Raw genomic sequence first — 22,092 nt, 5'->3', positions numbered from 1 at the left:
AAAATGAATAGAATTCAGGAGAAATTAAAAGAAGACAGAAAACTTCTTTCCATATATTTTAGTGCAGGCTTTCCAAACCTTGATGATACTGAACAGATCATTGTGGATCTTGAAAAAAGCGGTGTTGACTTTATTGAGATCGGACTTCCCTTTAGCGATCCACTGGCAGATGGGCCTACTATTCAGGAAAGTTCGACCAAAGCTCTCCGAAATGGGATGACCACTCAAAAGCTTTTCGATCAACTCACAGATATCAGGCCTAAAGTGGAGATTCCGCTGATCATCATGGGTTATTTTAATCCCATGCTACAATACGGAGTGGAGGACTTTTGTAAAGAGTGTGCTGAAACTGGTATCGACGGACTCATAATCCCAGATCTACCAGTAGATGTTTACCATGAAGAATACCAGGAGCTTTTTGAAAAATACGGATTGATCAATATTTTCCTAATCACTCCTCAAACTTCAGAAGAAAGAATCAGGTTTATAGATTCCATTTCCAATGGATTTATCTACATGGTGAGTAGTGCCAGTGTTACCGGATCTACTTCAGGTTTCGGAAATGAAACTACTGATTACTTCCGAAGAATTCATAAAATGGATTTAAGAAATCCCCAGATCGTAGGTTTCGGTATTAAGGATCAGGAAACTTTCAAAGCAGCTACACAATTTGCTAAAGGTGCGATCATTGGTAGTGCTTTTATAAAACATCTTGATAGCGAAGGAACCTCAGAAATTTCAAATTTTATCGAACCTATCAAGCTTTAACCTAATTGTAACAGCCTCTTGGCAGCTTTTTAAACTACTTGTCCTTATCTTAGAGTAAATCATAAAAATTACTAGTTATGGGAGGACCAATTGAAGATAACAAACGGGAAAGAACGAAAGAGCAGAAAAATCCAACGAATCCAACCGGAAATCGCAATGAAAAGACGAACAAGGTGGATATAGATGAAAAGACCATTAAAGATCAGCAAAACAAAAAATAAATGGGTAGAGGTGATAAGAAAACTAAAAGAGGTAAGATCGCGATTGGAACCAGCGGGAAGCTAAGACCAAAACGTCGTAAATTTAAGATCAAACCTACTACACTGGCTAATCAGGACAAAAAAGAATTGCAATGATCTAGAAAAATTCTTTATACTGAAGAACCCTGAAATCAAGAGTATTGAATTCAGGGTTTTTCTTTTTCATTTCTTTATAAAGTTCAGAACTGCCAATTGAAATATTCGCAGCGCCAGAAGGTGCTGTAAGCGAAACAGTCTTGATTGATCGCCCATCCAGAATAAACTGATGAACAGTGGGTGATTTATTTGACACGATCTTTAGCTTAACCTCTGCCGACTGTTTTTTGAGATATTTTCTAAAGAAATATTCTGGTCCGTTTTTAGAATTACCTCCAGTGAAAAGTAGCGTATCAATTTTTGGATACTTCCGAAGAATTTCAAGCATATCGCGGAGTTCCACTTTTTGCATTCCCAGATCACTTGCATTGATCTTTTCACGCTGGCTACTTTCCACAATATCACAGATCCCAATGTTTCTACTTTTCAAAAAATCCTGTCGTTGTTGTATCGCTTCTGAAGTATTCTCATATCTCAGGTTCAGCTTAAATATACGATCTAAAACTGGCCACAATAAACCATCCCTGCTTCCGTAGCAAAAATCAACATCATCTGGCTTCAATTCTCTACGAGTAAATCGCGGAGGCGGCAGCGTACCAACAATGAGTCTTGTGGCGTTTTCAGGAATGAATGGCGGAAATGGATGGGTATGATGAAAAAGCTCCAGAATATTATCTTATAAAGGTTGGCTGATCTTCTTTGTCCGTATGTTCTTCACTAAATCGATAATCATCGTAATCAAATCCTTTAATATCTTCCAGAGTCTCACAATTCTTGTCAATGATATATCTTACCATAGAACCCCTGGCCTTCTTCGCATAAAAACTAATGATTTTAAGCTTCCCGTTTTTGTAATCTTTGAAAACTGGTGAAATAACCGGAACTTTTAATTGTTTCGTATCGACAGCCTTGAAATATTCATTACTGGCAAGATTCAGAAACAACTCATCTTCTTTCAACTCATCATTGAGAGACTTGGTGATCTTTTCTTTCCAGACTTCATAAAGATTATCATTTCTTTCGATTCCAATAGAAGTACCCATTTCCAGCCTGTACGGCTGCATTAGATCCAATGGTCTTAGAATCCCATACATTCCGGAAAGTATTCTTAAGGTGTCCTGTAGTTTATCAAGATTATCTGTAGGAATTGTATAAGCATCCAAACCTGTATATACATCCCCATCGAACGCATACATCGCCGGTCTTGAATTCTTCTTGGTGTGATCTTCTTCGAATTCCTGGTACCTCGTATAATTCAGGTCAGCCAGTTTATCGCTGATACTCATTAATTCTGAAAGATATGACTTGGTCTGGCGAGACAACTTTCTATTGAGTTTGGCGGTGGTTTCCAGAAATTGTGGCTGTGTACCTCGATCGCTGGGTAGTTTTGAATCGTAATCCAGACTTTTAGCTGGGGAAACAACAATTTTCATTTTCCTGTTTTTCCCAAATATAAGCCGAATCACTAAAATTCCTGAACCCTAATAAAATTAGTTATCGATAGATCAATAGACAGCTTTTATCCTAAAGATTCTCAAGCTGACTTTTTGCATAAGATCTCCACTTATCCACACAATTTTGAATATCCTCAGGTATTTCAGTATTAAAGCTCATCCATTTTCCTGTTTTTGGATGTGTAAAGCCTAAAGTTTTTGCATGCAGGGCCTGCCTAGGAAGTATTTTGAAACAATTATCTACAAATTGTTTGTACTTGGTAAATGTAGTTCCCTTAAGGATCCTGTCTCCTCCATAGCGCTCATCGTTAAAAAGCGTATGCCCGATATATTTCATATGAACTCGTATCTGGTGAGTTCTACCAGTTTCCAGTTTACATGACACCAAGGTTACATACCCAAGTCTTTCAATCACTTTAAAATGCGTCACCGCTGGTTTCCCTTCATCTGCAAGGTCTCCTTCGTAAACTAAGTTCTGTAATCTATTCTTTGGGTTTCTTCCAATATTTCCCTCTATAGTTCCCTCATCTTCCTCTACGTTTCCCCAGACGATCGCTACATATTCTCTTTCGCTGGTCTTATCAAAAAATTGCTTTGATAGATGCGCCATTGCTTCTTCGGTCTTCGCGATCACCAGTAATCCGCTTGTGTCCTTATCGATCCTGTGAACCAATCCTGGTCGATCACTACTATTATTCGGTAAATTATCAAAGTGATGTACTAGTGCGTTGATAAGAGTCCCGCTATAGTTTCCATGACCGGGATGTACGACCATTCCTGGAGGCTTATTAACTACCAGCAGGGTATCATCCTCATATTCAATATCAAGGGGTATATCTTCAGGCACCAGCAAGAATTCATAGGGAGGATGCTCGAACATCACCTGCACGGTGTCTCCAGCTTTTACCTTAAAATTTTGCTTTACAGTTTCACCATTTACATAGATGTTTCCGCTCTTAGCCGACTTCTGAATTTTATTACGGGTAGCATTCTCGATGAAATTCATCAGGAATTTATCTACTCTTAGTGGTTTTTGACCGGAATCTGCTACGAACTTATGATGTTCATAAAGACTTTCATTCTGGTCATAATCTTCAATTTCGTCGTTCTGGTCTATATTAGAATTCATCTACTTCGCTTTCAGTTTCCTGTTGAACATCCAGACTATCGTCTTCAAGTTCTCTATATCTTCCACTACCATCGCCCAGTACAAGGTCTAATACAGAAGTTTTCATTAATTTCTCACCAGCTTCCACCAGCTTACCTTTATGTCTTATCTCCAGCACAGCATCTTCAGCAATATCTGGCTTGTAACTAACATCGCCAATCTCAAAGCCTAAAGATCTCAAGGTTGGTTCTACCTGTCTGCGAGTTTTTCTAATCAAATTCTCCGGAATTTCAACTTTACGATATCCGGAAGGATTCAGTGTCAAGTAGATCTTACGGTCTTCCTTTACAAATTTACCCGGTGCAGGTGCCTGTTCTATAACTGAATACCTCGGGAAATCTGGATTGAAATTCGCAGAATCAAGGATTTCGAAATCAAGATTAAGTTCATCCAGGCGATCCTCAACAATATCAAGATTCATCTTGGCCAGGTCGGGAACTTCGATTCGCTGATCCTGATTAGTGGAGTAATCCAGCCATTGCATAGCCAGAAAAGCAAGTACAACCAATACAATACCGGCAAGCACCAATTGAATTAAAAAGGTCTTGCTGAAAATAAATCGAAAAAATCCCATAGTTTCATGATAATGGACAAAGATATAAAACCCTTTGGTTTTGGTGACTGCCCTATTAAGTGATATTTTTGTTTAACGACTTCAAACCGGAAATATTGAATATGAAGAAAAATATCGCCATCGCTATGGGCGGTTATTCCAGTGAATACCGCATTTCGATAAACAGTGGTAATATCGTTTATAAAAATCTTGATCGTGACCTTTATGAGCCATACCGCGTTCATATCCTGCAAAGCGAATGGTTCGTGGTTACAGAAGATGACACCCCTTATCCTATCAATAAAAGCAACTTTACGGTTACCATCGATGACAAGGTTATTAGCTTTGACTGCGTTTTTAATACCATTCATGGTACACCGGGAGAAAACGGACTACTTCAGGCATATTTAGAGCTAATTGGAGTACCGCAAACCAGTTGTGACTACTACCAGTCGGCACTCACCTTCAATAAACGCGATCTTATTTCGGTTTTAAGACCTTACGGAGTCAAAACGGCCACAAACTATTTTCTGAATAAAGGGGAGGATATCGACACGAAGGCTATCGTAGATCGTGTTGGCCTTCCATGTTTCGTAAAGGCGAATCGTGCGGGTAGTAGTTTTGGGGTAACTAAAGTTAAGACCGAAGAAGAAATAGTCTCTGCGGCAAAAACTGCTTTTACTGAAGATGTTGAAGCGATCATTGAATCATTTCTGGATGGAACTGAAGTTTCTGTTGGAGTGATCATGTATAAAGGCGAAATTGTCGCTTTGCCGGTTACTGAAATTGTTCCTGATGGGGAGTTTTTCGATTATGAAGCCAAATACCTCGGAAAATCCCAGGAAATCACACCGGCTAGAATTTCTGAAGAAGATACTTTGAAAGTACAGGAGATCGCTAAAATGATCTACCATAAATTAAAAATGAAAGGTTTTTCACGATCAGAATTTATCTTTCATGATGGTGAACCACATTTTATAGAAATGAATACCAATCCGGGAATTAGCCAGGCAAGTATCCTACCTCAACAAGCCGAAAAAGCAGGAATCACATTAAAAGATCTATTTGGTAGTGCCGTGGAAGCAGCATTAAATCAATAGGAATAAAATCGCGTATTATGAGAATAGCAGTTTTTCCAGGTAGTTTTGACCCGCTAACCTTAGGTCACACAGATATTATCGATAGAGCATTGCCTCTATTTGACAAGATCATTCTGGCTATAGGCACCAATTCCAGTAAAAAATATATGTTCAGCCTGGAAGAAAGATTGCATTTTCTTAAAGAAACTTATAAAGACGAAGCAAAAATTCTGGTAGAAACTTACAGCGGACTTACCGTAGACTATTGCAAATCCAAAGATTCAGAATTTATTTTGAGAGGTTTACGAAATGGCCAGGATCTTGAATTTGAGAAGGCTATTGGACAAACTAATTACAAAATGTCTGGTATCGAAACCATTTTTCTAATATCCAGTTCCGGTCTTGCTCATATTTCTTCCACCGTGGTAAGAGATGTGATGCGTCACAGTGGAAGTTATGAATTTATGGTTCCCGAAGTCGTAAAAACCCAGTCTAATTAGAGGTTTATTTTCAAATTTAGACCCGCGTAATAATTTCTTGGCATTCCCGGGTAATAATAACGCGGGGCAGAACCTCCAAAACCTACTGCGTTAGTAACGATACTTAAAGCATAAAGCTCATCTGTGATATTATTGATTCCAAAGCTCGCACCTGCCTGCAAATAACTGGTTAGTTTCGTATTGTAATTCATTCTGAAATTCAGCAATTCGTATGCTTCAGTATAACCGGAATTAGAATCATCCAAAGCCATCTCTCCAAACATCTGGTAATTAATATTTGCTGAAAAGTCCATATAATCGAACCCAATAGTTGGTGTCAACATATATTCCGGAACACCCGGCAATTCATTTCCAGAATAATTTTCTCCCAGATCCACGAATTTATCAAACGTATAATCGGTTAGATTCGCATTCAGCATTAAGTTCAACGAGAGATCATTCGAAATTGGTTGCCGGTAAATTGAAGTAAATTCTAGACCAAAATGATCAGACTTTCCTGCATTGACTCCAACATAGCGATCCTGATTAATTCTTCTGGCTACCAGAAGGTCCCAAATCTGTATGGAATAAGCGTTGACTTCAGTATATAATCTGTTTTCAAGCCAGTTTCCTTTAAAGCCTATTTCGTAGTTCCAGCCAGTTTCTGTTTGAAGATCTGTGTTAATATTTCCTTCCGGAGTTAAGGTTTGCGCGACCGTAGGAGTAGAAAATCCATGACTTGCCGATGCATAAAAATGCTTACCGGCAAAAGCTTCGTAACTTAATCCCAGTCTCGGAGAAAGTACTGCATCAAAACTATAATCCCCGGACTGATCTCCTGAATCCTGATTAAAATTTTCCTGCAAATCGTAGGAAGTAGTATTGAAGTTCACTCCAAGATCGGCAGTTAATTTCGAGGTTAATTCCATCTGAACCTGTCCGAAGAAATTGATATAATTTCGATCCTGTTCATTATTGCTTAGAGTGTTTCCCTGAACACTCCCCTGATCCTCAAAATCCTGATATAAATTCTGATAGGTTTGAACTTCGTAGAACTCCAGCATCCCCTCAGCTCCAAAACTGATTTTCGCAGGCATACTGGCGATAGAAGTTTCGTGATTAAAATTGGTTCGCAGACCAATAGAATTCCTGTTTTCATCAAGAATATCAAAAGGTCGTGGTTCATATCCATCACGGGAATTTAGAAAAACCGTGGTTTGATTCCTCCAGCTTTCAGAAAAATTATGGGTATAGGCCAGCCCGAGGATATTTTTATCATAAGATTCGTAACCTTCAGCACTTGCCCATGTAAAAGCAGCCTTTGTGGGTGAGTTCAGGAAATCATCCAGATTCAGAGAACTGGGAATATAGGCTTTTAGATTGGTATAATTATAGAAAAGATCCCAGCGATTTCCGTTTTTATTTAGCAAACCAGCTGTTACCACGAATGAATTTCGATCGTAAGCACCGTTATCACGATATCCATCACTATCCAGTTTATTATAATTAATCGCAATATCAAGACTATCTTCTACATAGCTCACATTCACACCCGTTTTCATGGTATTAAAACTTCCGTAGCTAAAACTCGTCTCTACAGAGCGTTGATCCTGCCTGCTTCGCTGAGTATAAAGATGGATGGCACCTCCTAATCCAGCTCCAAAAATTGATGAAACCGGACCTTTATAGATCTCGATCCGGTCAAGGTATGAATTGTCAAAATCATCCAGCGTTAGCTCGCCTTCCGCAGTTGTGAGCGGGATTCCATTGATATAAGCCTTGATCCGGTTGGTACTATATTGAGCACGAGCACCAATTCCTCTAATATCGATCTTATTGGTATTCAGCGCTCCCTGACTAACAAAAACACCGGGCACATAATTGAGATTTTGCACCAGATTAAAATCATCTACTCTTTTAAGATCTTCTGCTGAAAGTACACTCACCGCAGCTGATTCCTTCAATAATTTCTGCGGAATATTGGAACTACGTAAAACAACTTCAGACAGCACATCAATATCTCGCTGTAGTTTAATAATTTTTCCTTCTTCTGAAGCATCAAAAATTTCAGTAGAGGTCTTATAGCCTATAAATGAAAATTTCAGCTTCAACGGAAAACTGATTCCGTCAAAACTGAAATATCCATTAGAATCTGTTACCTGGATTTTACCTGATCTTACGGCAGTAACCGTTACATCATTCAGAAATTCTCCAGATTCGGAGTCCTTTACTTTTGCGCTAAAATTCTGAGAACTTACTATAGCAGAAGTGAATAGCAAGAAAGTAAGGACTAAATATAGTTTCTTCAAATTTTCTAATTATTCTGCGGAGACTCTCCAAATTGTATTTCCATCGTCATCATTCACAAGCAGCGATCCATCAGGAAGCGTTGTTACACCAACGGGTCTACCATAAACCTGGCTTGAATCGTCGCTGGCAATAAAACCTGTAAGGAAATCTTCTGGTTCCAATGGAATTCCATTCTCATCGAAAGGAATGAATACCACTTTATATCCTGCAAAATTCGATCTGTTCCATGATCCATGCTGCCCTACAAACGCTCCATTATGATACTTCTCTGGAAATGCTTCTTGAGTATAAAAAGTCAATCCAAGTGATGCAGTATGAGCACCCACTGGCACATCTGGAATAATAGCCTTTTCTACCAATTCATCATGTGGATCATTGGCCCATCTTGGATCATTGATATCACCATAGTAAGAATATGGCCATCCATACCAACCACCATCTTTCACACTGGTCACATAATCTGGCACCAGGTTATCACCAATTTTATCTCTTTCATTTACCGCTGCCCAAAGTTCACCAGTAATTGGATTCCAATCCACACCAACTGGATTTCTTAAACCAGAAGCATAAATTCTTTCACCACTTCCATCAGGATTGATCTCGATTATATTGGCTCTACGTTCTTCTTTCTCCATCCCGTGTTCACCAACATTACTGGAACTACCTACAGTGATGTATATCTTCTTATTATCAGGACCGGCGATCATATTTCTAGTCCAGTGGTGATTATAACCTCCTGCAGGAAGCGCGTAAACATCTTCCCCTTTTTGGTCAATAGCATTCTGTCCTTCCTTATATGGAAAACGAACCACGCCGTCTACATTGGCTACGTAAAACCAATCTCCCATCACCAGCATTCCATATGGTTGATTCAGATTTTTAAGAAAACTATATTTTTCATCAGGAACTCCATCCTGATCTTTATCACGAAACATCGTAATCTTATTCGCGCTTTTCTTGGCATCATCAGACTCTACCACGAAAATATCATGATTTGGCGCGACATAAGTTCGTCTTGGATGTTCAAGGCCTTCGGCAAATTTTGTTACCTTAAAACCAGCCGGTGCCTTAGGCATTTCTCCTTCCGGCCATTCAACTAGCTTGCTTTCCTTACTTACAGATTCAGTTGAAAACGGTGCTGGTAGTTTTAGTTCCCCAACGGTCGTTTTAACGATATCTGGTCCAGATTGAGCTAATTCATTCTTCTTCTGCTCACTTAGATTCTCGATAGCCTGACCGGTCATATTTACCGAAAACAGGACGGTTCCAGCCAAACACAGATTTCTTATATTCTTTCTCATCTTTCAGTTTTCAACAAAAATAACCTGTTTTAAATGGCTGCAGGAAACTGGCGAAGGGATTAGTTTTAATTTAACATTGACCAGCAAGCTTCTAGAAATGCTCTCATTTTTAGCAAGAGTGTCAGTTTTTGAGTAAGTTTACGCTTCCATTTTTAGAAATATTTATGAAAAAATTGTGGTTGATATTGGGGCTGGCAATCAGCTTTAGTTCTTGCGACTTTTCGAAATACAAACTGGTTAAGGATTACGATTTCGAAACGCGTTTCGAAAAATCTGGTGGTAAGGAAACTGGCACCTACGAGGACGTTATTAGCTATTATGAGAAACTTGCCGAAGCATATCCTTCCGTAGACCTTATTGAATTTGGAAGCACAGATAGCGGCTATCCTCTGCACCTGGCAATTTACAATGCTGATGGAGAATTTGACCTGGACAAAATACGTAAGTCGCACAGTTTCATCCTCATCAACAATGGGATTCATCCTGGAGAAAGTGACGGAATCGATGCGACCATGATGCTTTTTCGAGATATGGCTGGAGATTCCATTAACTCACCAAAGAATACGATCGTTGCCACCATTCCTATTTACAATGTTGGCGGAGCACTAAATCGTAACTCCGGCACAAGAACCAATCAAAATGGCCCAAAGGAATACGGTTTCCGCGGAAATGCGCGTAATTATGATCTTAACCGGGATTTTATAAAAGCCGATACCAAAAATGCTCAAACCTTCTACGAGATTTTTCATTACATAGACCCGGAAGTATTTATCGATAATCACGTAAGTAATGGCGCAGATTACCAGTATACACTTACACACCTTTTCACTCAGCATGACAAACTTGGAGGGAATCTTGGTAAATATTTAAATGAAACCATGATGCCCGCTCTGGAAGATTCCTTAAAGAACAAGAATTGGGATATCACGCCTTATGTAAATGTCTTCAATGATGTTCCTGAAGCAGGTTTTTCCCAGTTTATGGATTCACCAAGATACAGCACAGGTTACACCACTTTGTGGAATACCCTTGGAATGATGGTTGAAACACATATGCTTAAAAGATATGACAGGCGGGTATATGGAACCTACGAATTGATGCAGTCCATGATCAGGATCACAGACAAAGAATCATCCAGAATCAAGGATTTACGCAACCAGGCTAAAAGAAAGTATTTAACAGACAGGCATTATAACCTGAAATTTGAAGTTGACGAGGAAAACCCGAGCAAGAAAGATTTTAAAGGCTATGAAGCTGAAAATATAGCCAGCGAAGTGACAGGTGGCGAACGCCTGAAGTACGACGATAATAAAAAATTTACTAAAGAAATAGAGTATTACGATAATTTCAAGGTCACTGAAGAGGTAGAGATCCCACGAGCTTATGTAATTCCCCAGGGTTGGTGGCAAGTTGTGGATCGATTGAGAATGAATAATATTAAGATGGAATCGTTCGATCGTGATACACTAATTCAGGTTGAAGTCTATAAGATTGAGGATTACGATACTTCAAAAAACCCATATGAAGGTCATTACCCACATCAGAATACAAAAGTGAGTAAATCCACGGAGGAAGTTCATTTTAGAAAAGGTGACTTCCTGGTAACTACTTTTCAGGATGGAGCGCGGTATCTTCTGGAAACTCTGGAACCTACTGCGACAGATTCTTTCTTCAACTGGAATTTCTTTGATACCGTACTTCAGCAGAAAGAAGGCTTTTCTCCTTATGTTTTCGAAGATAAAGCGAAAGAATTGCTTGAAAACGATGCTGATCTTCAGAGGGAATTCGATCAAAAGAAAAGGGAAGACGCAGATTTCAGAAATAACTGGTATGCGCAACTGGATTGGTTGCATAAGCAATCTTCAAACTACGAAGAAGCACATTTACGCTATCCTATCTTTAGATTGCCCCGCTAAATAACGTTCAGGAAAAAGCATCAAGATATTTGCGTAGGATTTGGTGAGTGCCTTCTGGGTCTTCTCATAATTCTTCCATTTAGCTTTTTTAATCCCTTCTTTAGCTTCCGGAACTAATTCACCTTCATATTCAGTATACATTTCGTACCAGTAAGTTTCCTTCAGGCGAAGTTTGCCATTCCTTTTGAAAATATGAAAAGTTCTGGTGATAAAACGTTTGATCTCGAGTCCCTGAACACCGGTCTCCTCCTCTACCTCACGAATAGCGGAATCCTCAATACTTTCATCCTTTTCTGTTTTCCCCTTCGGAAGGTCCCAACGATGATTGCGATAGATAAATAGGATTTCTTCCTTTGAGTTGATCACCATACCACCGGCAGCAGTAACTACCTTCATTTTCTTCAGAAGAAGATCCAGCAATTTGGTTTCATCCTTATTATAAAGATTTACGTGGGTGAGTCTACCATCCAGGATCTTCCGGACTATTTTTTTAAGACGAACTGTTTTTAATCGATAGTTCTTATAGTTTCCTCCAAAATCCTTTCTCGTAGAAATTATTATGGGGATATCATTCACAAAAACTTTATACATTTGTATCTATGATTTTGAATAAGGAAACAGCAAAAAAGACCGCTGAGCTTTTAATGCAAATTAAAGCAATAAAATTAGAACCGCAAGAGCCTTTTACATGGGCTAGCGGCTGGAAGTCGCCAATCTACTGCGATAACAGAATTATTCTTTCCTACCCTAGCATAAGAAACTATGTTAGAGAGCATTTCGCCAAGCAAATTGAATTGAAATACGGCAAAGCAGATGTTATTGCTGGAGTTGCGACCGGTGCTATAGGAATTGGAATGCTGGTAGCAGAATATTTGAGTCTTCCATTTGTCTATGTGCGGCCTGAACCAAAAAGCCATGGTAGAAAAAACCAGATCGAAGGAAACCTGGAGCAGGGACAAAGCGTTGTCGTTATCGAAGACCTTATAAGTACCGGTAAAAGCAGTCTGAATGCGGTGAACGCACTAAAAGAAGCTGGTGCCAATGTTAAAGGGATGTTCGCTATTTTCACCTATGGTTTTGATGCTTCCGAAGAAAATTTTAAAGCAGCAAAAATAGATCTACACACTTTGAGCGATTACGATCATTTGATAGACACTGCTCAGAACACTAATTATATAAACACTGAAGAAGCCGATATTCTTAGAACCTGGAGAAAAGATCCGGCAAACTGGAAACCATAATATGAAATTAGAAAGTCAAAAAGTACAAGCGAATAAAAGTCAGCAGGAAATGTTTAATTTCCTGACCAATGTTGAAAACTACGAGGAGATCATGCCTAAGAGCAAGGAAAAGTTCGTAGTTACTGCTGAAGATACCTTTATTTTTCAACTGAAAGGTATGCCAGAAATTAAACTGAGGATCACAGAAACAAAGGAACCGGAATTAGTGGTTCTTGGATCTACTTCAGATAAGTTTCCATTTAGCTTAAATACCCATATTGCTTCTGCTGGTGAAAACGGCAGTGAAGTGCATATGGATTTTGTAGGAAAATTTAATGCGATGATGGGAATGATGATCAAAGGCCCGCTGCAGAAGTTCATCAATTCTCTTACGGAGAATATTGGTAAGCTCTAAACTTTACAAAAGCCGGATTCAAATCCGGCTTTTTTAATACAGCAATTTGATCTCCTTAAGATCATAAGTTTGCAATAAATCTTCTTCCTGCTCTACTTTCAATTTTCCTTCGGAAGTAATCCCTCTTATAATGCCGTTAAATCTGGATCCATTAGTTTCAAACGTGGAAATGATATCCTTTCGGAATAAGTTCTGCTGATACTCATACATTAGCTCTTCTGTACTCATTTTACTTAATGCCTTCAATTGAAGATCAAGAGTTTCGCAAAGCTCGTGAAGCAGTTCATCAACATTCCAGTGCATACCGGTGACATTCTTTAGAGAAGTGGCCTGGGGCAGATTATTAAAGTTGGTTTGATTCACATTAATACCAATCCCAATGATACTTGCGACAATGCCTTCGGTCTTGACAATATTTTCGATAAGGATTCCTCCGAGCTTTTTTCTTTGTGACATAATGTCGTTAGGCCATTTAACCTTGAGATGAGGTATATTTTTAGCTCCAAGAACCTCTAAAATAGCCAGGGATATACAGATATTGAGATTGAAATATCGCGATATATTGAGTTCCCGTTGTGGGTAAAGTATACTAAAAGTGAGATTATGACCGGGTTGCACATCCCAGTTAGCACCTCTCTGCCCCCTGCCGTTTGTTTGATGAGCTGCACTCACACACACAGGTTCAAAATGACCTTTATTGTCATAGAACTTACGCACGAAAGTGTTGGTAGAGTCAATGGCATCAACTTTGATTATACGCATGATAGTTATAAGAGATATAGGCGTTAAATCTTCTGTAAGAATCTCTTCGAAAAGAGCAAAAAATGATAAATTTGCATAAATAAATCAAATTAATGTCAGAAAAGGAAAAAAACAGCGATCAACTTATTGCACATATTATTAAAGGGATTGAGGAAGTAAAGGGTAATGACATTGATATCCTTGATCTTAGAGAAATTGAAAACACAGTTTGTGACTACTTTATAATCTGTAACGGTACTTCAAACACACAGGTTAACGCCATAGTCAATTCCATACAAAAAACGGTTAGTAAAGAATTAAAGGATAAACCCTGGCACATCGAAGGTAGCGAGAATGCCGAATGGGTGCTAATGGACTACGTCAACGTTGTTGTACATGTTTTTCAGAAGCATATCCGGGAATTTTACGATATTGAAAGCCTTTGGGGAGACGCGAAGATCACTTCTATCCAAACAAGTTATTAAATTTAATTTTTAGCAAGACATAATGGCGAATCAAAAAGCGAAGAAAAAACTCGATCCCAGAAAACCTAAATTCAGTGCTTACTGGATTTATGCTGCGATCATTATAATATTTCTTGGTCTCAATTTGTTCGGGAACGGCGGCTTCTCTGAACCTGCAAAAACAAACCCAGCAGAATTTAAAGAATATCTTAAAAACGGTGATGTAGAGAGAGTTGAGATCATCAACCGTAATCAAGCGCATGTGTTTCTTACTCAGGAAGCAAAAGAGAAAGAAATACATAAGAAAAACATCGATCCAGACCTGTTTTCGAGCGGAGATTCTCCGGTTTACTCATTTCAATTTGGTGATCTTCAGAATTTTGAAGACGACATCGACGAGATCAAAAACGAGAACAATTTAACGACGGTAGTTACTTACGATACGAGCAGCGACATTCTGGGCGATCTTTTCCTTACCCTGCTTCCATTCATCTTGATTATTGGTGTATGGATATTTATCATGAGAAAGATGAGCGCCGGAGGTGGTGGCGGAGCTGGCGGACAGATCTTCAACATAGGAAAGTCCAAAGCAAAATTATTCGATCAGAACACAGACGTTAAAACTTCTTTTAAAGATGTTGCAGGTCTTGAAGGTGCCAAGGAAGAAGTACAGGAAATTGTAGATTTTCTTAAGCAACCAGAGAAATATACAGCATTAGGAGGTAAAATTCCAAAGGGAGCTTTACTAGTAGGACCTCCTGGAACAGGAAAGACTTTATTAGCAAAAGCCGTTGCTGGTGAAGCGAAAGTTCCTTTCTTCTCTTTATCTGGTTCAGATTTCGTAGAAATGTTCGTTGGTGTTGGTGCTTCCAGAGTACGTGACCTATTCAAACAGGCGAAAGAAAAGTCTCCATCTATCATATTTATAGATGAGATCGATGCTATAGGTAGAGCAAGAGGAAAAAGTAATTTCTCCGGTTCTAATGACGAAAGAGAGAACACCTTGAACCAGCTGTTAACTGAAATGGATGGTTTTGGAACGAATACAAATGTTATCGTCATCGCTGCAACCAACCGTGCAGATGTTCTTGATAAAGCTTTGATGCGTGCAGGTAGATTTGACAGACAGATCTATGTGGATCTTCCAGATCTTAATGAAAGAAAAGAAATATTCGAAGTTCATTTAGCTCCTTTAAAAAGAGTTGCTGATGAACTTGATACTGAATTCTTAGCTAAGCAAACCCCGGGATTCTCTGGTGCAGATATTGCGAATGTTTGTAACGAAGCGGCCTTGATCGCTGCTCGTAAAGGAAACAAAGCAGTAGGTAAACAGGATTTTCTGGATGCTGTTGATAGAATCGTAGGTGGTTTAGAGAAAAAGAATAAAATCATCACTCCTAGTGAGAAGAAAGCTATTGCATTCCACGAAGCTGGTCATGCAACAGTAAGCTGGATGTTAGAACATGCTGCCCCGCTGGTTAAAGTTACTATCGTCCCCCGTGGACAATCTCTTGGAGCTGCATGGTACTTACCGGAAGAACGCCTAATAGTTCGTCCAGAGCAAATGCTTGATGAAATGTGTGCTGCTCTTGGTGGTCGTGCCGCAGAGAAAGTTATTTTTAACAAGATATCTACTGGAGCACTCAGTGATCTTGAAAAAGTTACAAAACAAGCGAGAGCAATGGTAACCATTTACGGTTTAAATGATGCTGTTGGAAATCTTACCTATTACGATAGTTCAGGACAGGGTGAATACAACTTTACAAAGCCCTATAGTGAGAAAACTTCCGAATTAATTGATAAGGAAATTTCAAATCTTATTGAAGAACAATATAAACGTGCAATTGATCTTTTGGAACTGCACAAGGATAAGCTTTCTCAACTGGCCGATATTCTTCTTGACAAGGAAGTGATCTTTAAGGATGACCTTGAAAAGATCTTCGGAAAAAGACCTTACGAAAGAGAAGAGCCAATTGGAAAACCGGTTAAAGAAACCAACACACTTCCAGAGGGGAACGATGTTTCAAACGAAACTATTAGCTCCAATGATTCAGCTTCAAAACCGAATGATCAACTCGATCCCGATTCGGTTAATAAGTAGTGTAGAACTATAGCTAAAAAATCTGAAATTAAACAAGGGTTAATTTCAGATTTTTTAACTTTGATAAAATGTCTAAGAATCAGAACCCAACCCCATGAATCTATTCAAAAGGTTTCTTAATCCCAAGGCGAGAGCAGAGCAGGATCAGGACACGCCTGAGAAAGCAGACCGCGGGAAATATATGCCAGAGGTAAAATTACCTACTGATGAGCGTTTTATGCTTAATTTTAAAAATAACGGGGGGAAATTCTTATACTGCATTGATGAAACTGAAGTACAGGAAGCTTTCGATAATATTCTCCTTGAAAACGATTGGTACGAAACAGAATGCTGTTGCTTTGATGATAACCTTAAGGAAAAGTTCAAAGGTTTCAACCTCGAATTCAATCATTCGGCAAAAGCAGAATTCTATCTTTCAACTTGTGAATTTCTTGTTGCCAACGATGGTTCGATTCTAATATCATCCAACCAGATCAAGGAAAGAAAACTTCACGACCTTCCTGCTAATTTCATCATCCTTTCGAGTACAAGTCAGCTAATTGACACTATAGGAGAAGGACTAAGAGGTATCAAATTTAAAAACAAGCAGCAAATCCCTTCAAACATTACTACTATAAAGAATTTTGAAACTCAAAAAGAAGGTGATTTCATGAGTTACGGAAGTAGTACGAAGAACTTATACCTGCTACTGCTGGAAGATCTGTAATTTATGAAGGAAACCATTATACGTACTGTATCAGGACTATTGTATACAGCCATTTTGGTTGCTTCGATACTCTCTTCAGAATTAATATTTATAATTCTTTTTTACCTATTGAGCCTGGTTTGCCTGGTTGAGATGCAAAAACTACTCCGACTCAAAAGCTACGCTTTGTTCATTTTACAGGCGGTACTGTTCTATCTATTTAGTTTTCTTAAGTTTAACCAGGATGCCACTGTAATGTTACTCTTCATTACGATTTTTGTGAACTTGTTTCTGGTCAAGGATCTTATCATCGTTAAAAAAATTCCTGTTTTCGAAAAGAAGAAATACATCATCATTATCTTTTATCTTATTTCCTCTACGATCTTCCTCACCCTCATTCCTACGATAGAAGGTGTATTTATTCCGAAGCTGGTGATAGGAATATTCTTTTTGATATGGACCAACGATACATTTGCTTATCTCGTAGGTAAAAACTTCGGAAAACATAAACTTTATGAAAAAATCAGTCCGAATAAAACGGTTGAAGGTTTCCTAGGTGGACTCGTATTTAGCTGCCTTATGAGTTACGCGATATGGTATTATAGCCCGTTGTTTCCCACAACTCTTTCTGATTTCAGCAAGTTTAACACACCGCTCATATGGTTAGGAATGGCTATCATACTGAGCATTTTCGGTACATTGGGAGATTTGATCCAGTCAAAATTTAAGAGACAGGCTGGCGTAAAAGATAGCGGAAAATTGATGCCTGGTCACGGTGGATTGTTTGACAGGCTGGATAGTATTATATTTGCAAGCCCATTCGTCTATGCATATTTATATATATTGAATTATGTTTCATAAAGAAGGATACAAATTAATGATATTGACTGCGCTGATCCTAATTGCGATCAACGTAGTAACTTATAGCTTAATTGACCTTTACTGGTTGAAATTTGCCATCCTGGTAGCCTCAGTACTTTTCTTTTTATTGATCGTTCAGTTCTTCAGAAATCCCAAGAGACCTACAATTCATAACAACGAACATGTAGTTTCTCCTGTTGATGGTAAAGTTGTAGTAATCGAAGAAGTTTTTGAAAAAGAATACTTTAAAGATAAAAGATTACAGGTTTCAATTTTCATGTCGCCATTGAACGTGCATGTTACCCGCCACCCGGTTGGAGGAAAAGTGAAATTCAGCAAATATCATCCTGGTAAATTTCTTGTCGCGTGGCATCCTAAATCCAGCGAAGAAAATGAAAGGACTACTGTCGTTGTAGAAAATGAGGTTGCTGGAGAAGTTCTATATAGACAAATTGCGGGAGCACTTGCTAAACGTATTGTGAATTATGCTGAAGAGGGAACTGAGGTAGTTCAGGGAAGTGATAGTGGCTTTATCAAATTTGGTAGCCGCGTAGATGTATTCTTACCTATTGGGACCAAGGTCAGGGTTGGAATTAATGACAAAGTAAAAGGCGGCGTAAGCGTAATTGCTGATGTTGTATAATAACCACACCATGGCAGAAGAAAATATGAAATTTCTTAAAGCCTATGAAATGGCCAGTAAGACTGAGGAACAGTTTCCTCCAGATGTTATGCTACATTTCTACGCACTTTACAAGCGTGCTACGGAAAGAAATGGTTTCTATATTCCACCAGGCAATCAGGGCGATCTAAGAAGCGCTTTTAAGATCAATGCTTTGGTGCAGGTAAGAAAACTTAGTAAGAAGGAAGCAGAAGATAGATATATAGAACTGGTTGAAGAATATATAGGTAAGATCAACTAGTATAAAACAAAAAAAGAGGATCACATGATCCTCTTTTTTGTTGCTTAATTTGTTTATATCTAGCTCAGGTTTTTGAGACTGGCTTTCAAAGCTTCGATTTTAGCTTCTGCATCTGCTTTTTTAGCCTTTTCTATAGCTACCACTTTTTCTGGCGCATTGTCTACAAATCTTTTGTTGGATAATTTCTTATCTACAGATTTCAGAAAACCTTCAGTATAAGATAATTCCTCCTGGATCTTGGCCTTTTCAGCATCTACATCAATCGCTCCAACAATAGGTATATAGTATTCGTTGCTTCGTACTCTAAAAGACAAAGCACCTACAGCAGCTTCAGTTACGTAATTATAACTGGAGATATTACCCATTTTTGCAATAACAGAATCAAAGCTATTGCTGGTATTCTCATTATTCATTGCCATTAATTCTATCTGATTTTTAAAGGCAATATTCTTGTCCTTTCTAATCTTTCTTACTCCTGCAATTACTTCCGAGGCATGTGCGAACTCCTTGATGATAGTTTCATCAAATGAAGTTTGTTCCGGCCACTTTGCAATGATCAATGCTTCTTCTGAAGATCTTTCAGTAATAGTTTGCCAGATCTCTTCAGAAACGAATGGCATAAATGGATGTAGTATTTTTAAGTTGTCCTCAAGTACTTCGATGATCTGGTTGTAAGTAACCGCATCTATTGGATCCCCGTAACCAGGTTTCACCATTTCAAGGAACCAGCTACAGTAATCATCCCATATTAACTTGTAGGTAGACATAAGCGCATCACTTATCCTGTATTTAGAATAATGGTCTTCAATCTCTCTAAGACTAAGCTGAAATTTTGCTTTATACCACTCGATCGCTTTCTTCGCAGTTTCCGGTTGCTCTATTTCTTCTGAAATCTCCCAGCCTTTTACGAGTCTGAAAGCATTCCATATTTTATTTGTAAAAGCACTACCCTGCTTACACAGATCTTCATCGAACATGAGGTCATTCCCGGCGGGAGAACTCAATAGCATTCCCACACGAACACCATCTGCCCCGTATTGCTCGATCAAACCAAGAGGATCTGGTGAATTCCCCAGAGATTTTGACATCTTACGACGCTGCTTATCCCTAACTATTCCGGTAAGATATACATTTTTAAAAGGTTTCTCTCCACGGTATTCATAACCTGCCATGATCATACGCGCTACCCAGAAGAATAAAATCTCAGGCGCTGTTACCAGGTCATTGGTAGGATAGTAATATTGTATCTCTTTGTTTTCCGGCTCCAGGATTCCGTTAAAGACGCTCATTGGCCACAACCATGATGAGAACCATGTGTCCAAGGCATCTTTGTCCTGAGTAAGATCTTCAGCTTGTAGTGATTCATTTTGAGTAACTTTCCTGGCTTTCTCCAGTGCCAGTTCAGCAGTTTCAGCTACCACAAAATCCTCTTTTCCATTTCCGTAGAAAAAAGCAGGAATTTGCTGTCCCCACCACAACTGTCGGGAGATATTCCAGTCTCGAACGTTTTCCATCCAGTGCTTATAAGTGTTCAAAAACTTTTCTGGCACCAGGTTTATATCATCTCCTACTACAGCCTTGATAGCAGGTTCCGCCATCTCTTTCATTTTCAGAAACCATTGATCGCTAAGTTTCGGTTCGATCACGGCACCTGTCCTTTCACTGGTTCCCACTTTATTAACGTGATCTTCCACTTTTGAAAGGTTTCCAGAAAGCTCCAGTTCCTCTACAATCTCTGCACGAACAACGAAACGATCCTTTCCCTCATAATGTAAACCATAATTGTTCAGGGTGGCATCATCGTTCAGGATATCGATAACATCCAGATTATGCTTTTCTCCCAGGTTCTTATCGTTCTCATCATGCGCAGGAGTAACTTTCAAACATCCTGTTCCAAACTCCATGTCCACATATTCATCCTCGATAATAGGAATAGTTCGATTACAAATTGGCACAATCGCTTTTTTGCCTCGAAGATGTGCAAAACGCTCGTCGTTAGGATTAATACAAATTGCGGTATCTCCAAGGATGGTTTCCGGCCTTGTCGTAGCAATGGTAAGATAATCATCGCTACCTTCTACTTTATATTTTAGATAGAAAAGCTTTCCATTACGCTCTTCATAATTCACTTCTTCGTCTGAAAGTGTGGTTTTTGCCTGAGGATCCCAGTTCACCATACGGTAACCACGGTAAATAAGACCTTTCTCGTAAAGATCTACAAAAACTTTGATCACTGAAGCAGACATGTTATCGTCCATTGTAAACTTAGTCCGCTCCCAGTCACAGGAGGCTCCAAGATGTTTCAATTGCTGTAGAATAATTCCACCATGCTTATGAGTCCAGTCCCAGGCATGTTGTAGAAATTCATCACGGCTTAGGTCATTCTTATCAATACCTTCCTCCTTCAATTTGGCTACAACTTTAGCCTCTGTAGCGATGGAAGCATGATCTGTACCCGGCACCCAGCAAGCATTATAGCCCTTCAATCTCGCTCTACGAACCAGCACGTCCTGAATGGTATTGTTCAGCATGTGTCCCATATGAAGAACTCCCGTAACATTAGGTGGCGGGATCACTATCGTATAAGGTTCGCGCTCGTCTACTTCAGAGTGAAAGTAGTTATTCTTCATCCAGTAGTCATACCACTTATCCTCTACTTTTTTCGCATTGTATTGTGAAGCAATTGCCATTTCTTGGTCTGGTTTTTGAAATAATGGCAAAAGTAATTATTAATGAAGGATTATGAAAGCTGCTGAAATGATTAAAATTTTGAGAGTTAAGGCATTTCAGCTTATATTTACTAATCCGATTAAATAACTGAATTATGAGAAAATTGATTGCAATCGTAGTTTTCGTACTGGCAGGATTTGCTACTACCCAGGCGCAAAACTCGGCCAAATTCGAGTTCGAGTCTGAGACGATCGACTATGGTATTATAAAAAAAGGTAGCGATGGAGTACGTGTCTTCAAATTTAAGAACGTAGGAGACGAACCTTTGATCGTGGAAGATGTGAAATCCAGCTGTGGTTGTACGATCCCCAAGAAACCCGAAAAGGCGATCATGCCTGGCGAAATGGGTGAAATAGAAGTAAAGTATGACACTAAAAGAGTTGGACATATCAGAAAAACTGTTACGGTTTATTCGAATGCTGAAGAACCTATCAAAGCATTGAAAATAAAGGGTCAGATAACAGATGACACAGAAAGTTAAGGATAACTTCTAAAAGTAAATACCTAAGCCTCCTCTACAGGAGGCTTTTTTATGCTGAAATTTAACGGCTTAAGCAGAATAATTCAG

At 38.9% G+C, this 22,092-nt stretch carries 24 protein-coding genes; 15 read left to right on the top strand and 9 right to left on the bottom strand.

The features are described from left to right. Window positions 1–3: 3 nt before the first annotated feature. The 3 genes from trpA (at window position 4) to QZ620_RS02815 (ending at window position 1,124) form a co-directional block, all read left to right on the top strand. Window positions 4–768 (top strand): tryptophan synthase subunit alpha, encoded by a 765-nt coding sequence (trpA, locus tag QZ620_RS02825; protein WP_295178891.1) that lies wholly within the window; start codon window positions 4–6, stop codon window positions 766–768. Between the two features lie 77 nt (window positions 769–845). After that, complete coding sequence (locus tag QZ620_RS02820) at window positions 846–989, top strand: hypothetical protein (RefSeq protein ID WP_295178889.1); 144 nt, start codon at window positions 846–848, stop codon at window positions 987–989. Beyond that, entirely contained in the window at window positions 990–1,124 is a 135-nt protein-coding gene (locus QZ620_RS02815) for a 30S ribosomal protein THX (RefSeq protein WP_141876970.1), read from the top strand. It abuts the gene before it with no gap. 1 nt (window position 1,125) lies between these two features. On the opposite strand, the gene QZ620_RS02810 is transcribed toward QZ620_RS02815, so the two are convergent. The 4 genes from QZ620_RS02810 to QZ620_RS02795 form a co-directional block, all read right to left on the bottom strand. After that, on the bottom strand, window positions 1,126–1,791 hold the full coding sequence (locus QZ620_RS02810) for a uracil-DNA glycosylase family protein (RefSeq protein WP_295178916.1): 666 nt from the start codon (window positions 1,789–1,791) through the stop codon (window positions 1,126–1,128). A 4-nt stretch (window positions 1,792–1,795) separates the two neighbouring features. Next, the gene (gene yaaA / locus QZ620_RS02805) at window positions 1,796–2,557 is read right to left on the bottom strand and encodes a peroxide stress protein YaaA (RefSeq protein WP_295178886.1); all 762 of its coding nucleotides are present in this window, start codon (window positions 2,555–2,557) and stop codon (window positions 1,796–1,798) included. 91 nt (window positions 2,558–2,648) lie between these two features. Next, the gene (locus QZ620_RS02800; protein WP_295178884.1) at window positions 2,649–3,707 is read right to left on the bottom strand and encodes an RluA family pseudouridine synthase; all 1,059 of its coding nucleotides are present in this window, start codon (window positions 3,705–3,707) and stop codon (window positions 2,649–2,651) included. Beyond that, window positions 3,697–4,320 carry a PASTA domain-containing protein gene (locus tag QZ620_RS02795; RefSeq protein ID WP_295178882.1) on the bottom strand — a complete coding sequence of 208 codons (624 nt, stop codon included), beginning with the start codon at window positions 4,318–4,320 and terminating at the stop codon, window positions 3,697–3,699. The genes QZ620_RS02800 and QZ620_RS02795 overlap by 11 nt, the downstream gene beginning before the upstream one ends. 101 nt (window positions 4,321–4,421) lie before the next feature. Between QZ620_RS02795 and QZ620_RS02790 the strand changes: the two genes are divergently transcribed. Together QZ620_RS02790 and coaD are read left to right on the top strand one after the other, a co-directional pair. Then, a complete protein-coding gene (locus QZ620_RS02790) occupies window positions 4,422–5,399 on the top strand; it encodes a D-alanine--D-alanine ligase (protein ID WP_295178880.1) in 978 nt (325 codons plus the stop codon). 17 nt (window positions 5,400–5,416) lie between these two features. Beyond that, on the top strand, window positions 5,417–5,878 hold the full coding sequence (coaD, locus tag QZ620_RS02785; RefSeq protein ID WP_295178878.1) for a pantetheine-phosphate adenylyltransferase: 462 nt from the start codon (window positions 5,417–5,419) through the stop codon (window positions 5,876–5,878). Here the strand turns inward: coaD and QZ620_RS02780 are convergent. Together QZ620_RS02780 and QZ620_RS02775 are read right to left on the bottom strand one after the other, a co-directional pair. After that, window positions 5,875–8,166 carry a TonB-dependent receptor gene (locus QZ620_RS02780; RefSeq protein ID WP_295178876.1) on the bottom strand — a complete coding sequence of 764 codons (2,292 nt, stop codon included), beginning with the start codon at window positions 8,164–8,166 and terminating at the stop codon, window positions 5,875–5,877. The two genes, coaD and QZ620_RS02780, sit on opposite strands and share 4 nt — an antisense overlap. 9 nt (window positions 8,167–8,175) lie before the next feature. Then, on the bottom strand, window positions 8,176–9,411 hold the full coding sequence (locus QZ620_RS02775) for a sorbosone dehydrogenase family protein (RefSeq protein ID WP_295178914.1): 1,236 nt from the start codon (window positions 9,409–9,411) through the stop codon (window positions 8,176–8,178). A 221-nt stretch (window positions 9,412–9,632) separates the two neighbouring features. Here QZ620_RS02775 and QZ620_RS02770 point away from each other — a divergent pair, with 221 nt between their 5' ends. Beyond that, window positions 9,633–11,384 (top strand): M14 family metallopeptidase, encoded by a 1,752-nt coding sequence (locus QZ620_RS02770; RefSeq protein ID WP_295178874.1) that lies wholly within the window; start codon window positions 9,633–9,635, stop codon window positions 11,382–11,384. Here the strand turns inward: QZ620_RS02770 and QZ620_RS02765 are convergent. Next, the gene (locus tag QZ620_RS02765) at window positions 11,352–11,975 is read right to left on the bottom strand and encodes an NUDIX domain-containing protein (RefSeq protein WP_295178872.1); all 624 of its coding nucleotides are present in this window, start codon (window positions 11,973–11,975) and stop codon (window positions 11,352–11,354) included. The two genes, QZ620_RS02770 and QZ620_RS02765, sit on opposite strands and share 33 nt — an antisense overlap. 8 nt (window positions 11,976–11,983) lie before the next feature. Here QZ620_RS02765 and pyrE point away from each other — a divergent pair, with 8 nt between their 5' ends. Further along, window positions 11,984–12,625 carry an orotate phosphoribosyltransferase gene (pyrE, locus tag QZ620_RS02760; protein WP_295178870.1) on the top strand — a complete coding sequence of 214 codons (642 nt, stop codon included), beginning with the start codon at window positions 11,984–11,986 and terminating at the stop codon, window positions 12,623–12,625. Window position 12,626: 1 nt separating this feature from the next. Beyond that, window positions 12,627–13,019 carry an SRPBCC family protein gene (locus QZ620_RS02755; RefSeq protein WP_295178868.1) on the top strand — a complete coding sequence of 131 codons (393 nt, stop codon included), beginning with the start codon at window positions 12,627–12,629 and terminating at the stop codon, window positions 13,017–13,019. Window positions 13,020–13,052: 33 nt separating this feature from the next. Here the strand turns inward: QZ620_RS02755 and QZ620_RS02750 are convergent, their stop codons facing one another. Next, window positions 13,053–13,781: a biotin--[acetyl-CoA-carboxylase] ligase gene (locus tag QZ620_RS02750; RefSeq protein ID WP_295178866.1), complete on the bottom strand. Its 729-nt coding sequence runs from the start codon at window positions 13,779–13,781 to the stop codon at window positions 13,053–13,055. A gap of 92 nt (window positions 13,782–13,873) precedes the next feature. On the opposite strand from QZ620_RS02750, the gene rsfS reads away from it, so the two are divergent. The 6 genes from rsfS to QZ620_RS02720 all read left to right on the top strand — a co-directional run bounded on the left by rsfS (window position 13,874) and on the right by QZ620_RS02720 (window position 18,794). Next, a complete protein-coding gene (gene rsfS / locus QZ620_RS02745; protein ID WP_141876957.1) occupies window positions 13,874–14,245 on the top strand; it encodes a ribosome silencing factor in 372 nt (123 codons plus the stop codon). Window positions 14,246–14,267: 22 nt separating this feature from the next. Beyond that, window positions 14,268–16,325, top strand: coding sequence for an ATP-dependent zinc metalloprotease FtsH (gene ftsH, locus QZ620_RS02740; protein ID WP_295178862.1), 2,058 nt, complete (start codon window positions 14,268–14,270; stop codon window positions 16,323–16,325). 94 nt (window positions 16,326–16,419) lie between these two features. Further along, window positions 16,420–17,031, top strand: coding sequence for an LUD domain-containing protein (locus tag QZ620_RS02735; RefSeq protein ID WP_295178860.1), 612 nt, complete (start codon window positions 16,420–16,422; stop codon window positions 17,029–17,031). 3 nt (window positions 17,032–17,034) lie between these two features. After that, window positions 17,035–17,871 (top strand): phosphatidate cytidylyltransferase, encoded by an 837-nt coding sequence (locus QZ620_RS02730; RefSeq protein ID WP_141876954.1) that lies wholly within the window; start codon window positions 17,035–17,037, stop codon window positions 17,869–17,871. Further along, entirely contained in the window at window positions 17,861–18,514 is a 654-nt protein-coding gene (locus QZ620_RS02725) for a phosphatidylserine decarboxylase family protein (RefSeq protein WP_295178857.1), read from the top strand. The genes QZ620_RS02730 and QZ620_RS02725 overlap by 11 nt, the downstream gene beginning before the upstream one ends. A gap of 10 nt (window positions 18,515–18,524) precedes the next feature. Then, a complete protein-coding gene (locus QZ620_RS02720; protein WP_295178855.1) occupies window positions 18,525–18,794 on the top strand; it encodes an acyl-CoA-binding protein in 270 nt (89 codons plus the stop codon). A gap of 59 nt (window positions 18,795–18,853) precedes the next feature. Here QZ620_RS02720 and QZ620_RS02715 read toward each other — a convergent pair whose 3' ends face one another. Then, a complete protein-coding gene (locus tag QZ620_RS02715; protein WP_295178852.1) occupies window positions 18,854–21,484 on the bottom strand; it encodes a valine--tRNA ligase in 2,631 nt (876 codons plus the stop codon). A gap of 134 nt (window positions 21,485–21,618) precedes the next feature. On the opposite strand from QZ620_RS02715, the gene QZ620_RS02710 reads away from it, so the two are divergent. Continuing rightward, complete coding sequence (locus tag QZ620_RS02710; protein WP_295178850.1) at window positions 21,619–22,005, top strand: DUF1573 domain-containing protein; 387 nt, start codon at window positions 21,619–21,621, stop codon at window positions 22,003–22,005. Window positions 22,006–22,092 lie beyond the last annotated feature (87 nt).

Origin of the sequence: uncultured Christiangramia sp. (assembly GCF_913046405.1) — a bacterium.
Taxonomy (GTDB): domain Bacteria; phylum Bacteroidota; class Bacteroidia; order Flavobacteriales; family Flavobacteriaceae; genus Christiangramia; species Christiangramia marina.
This window is presented reverse-complemented; position numbering and strand designations above follow the sequence as displayed.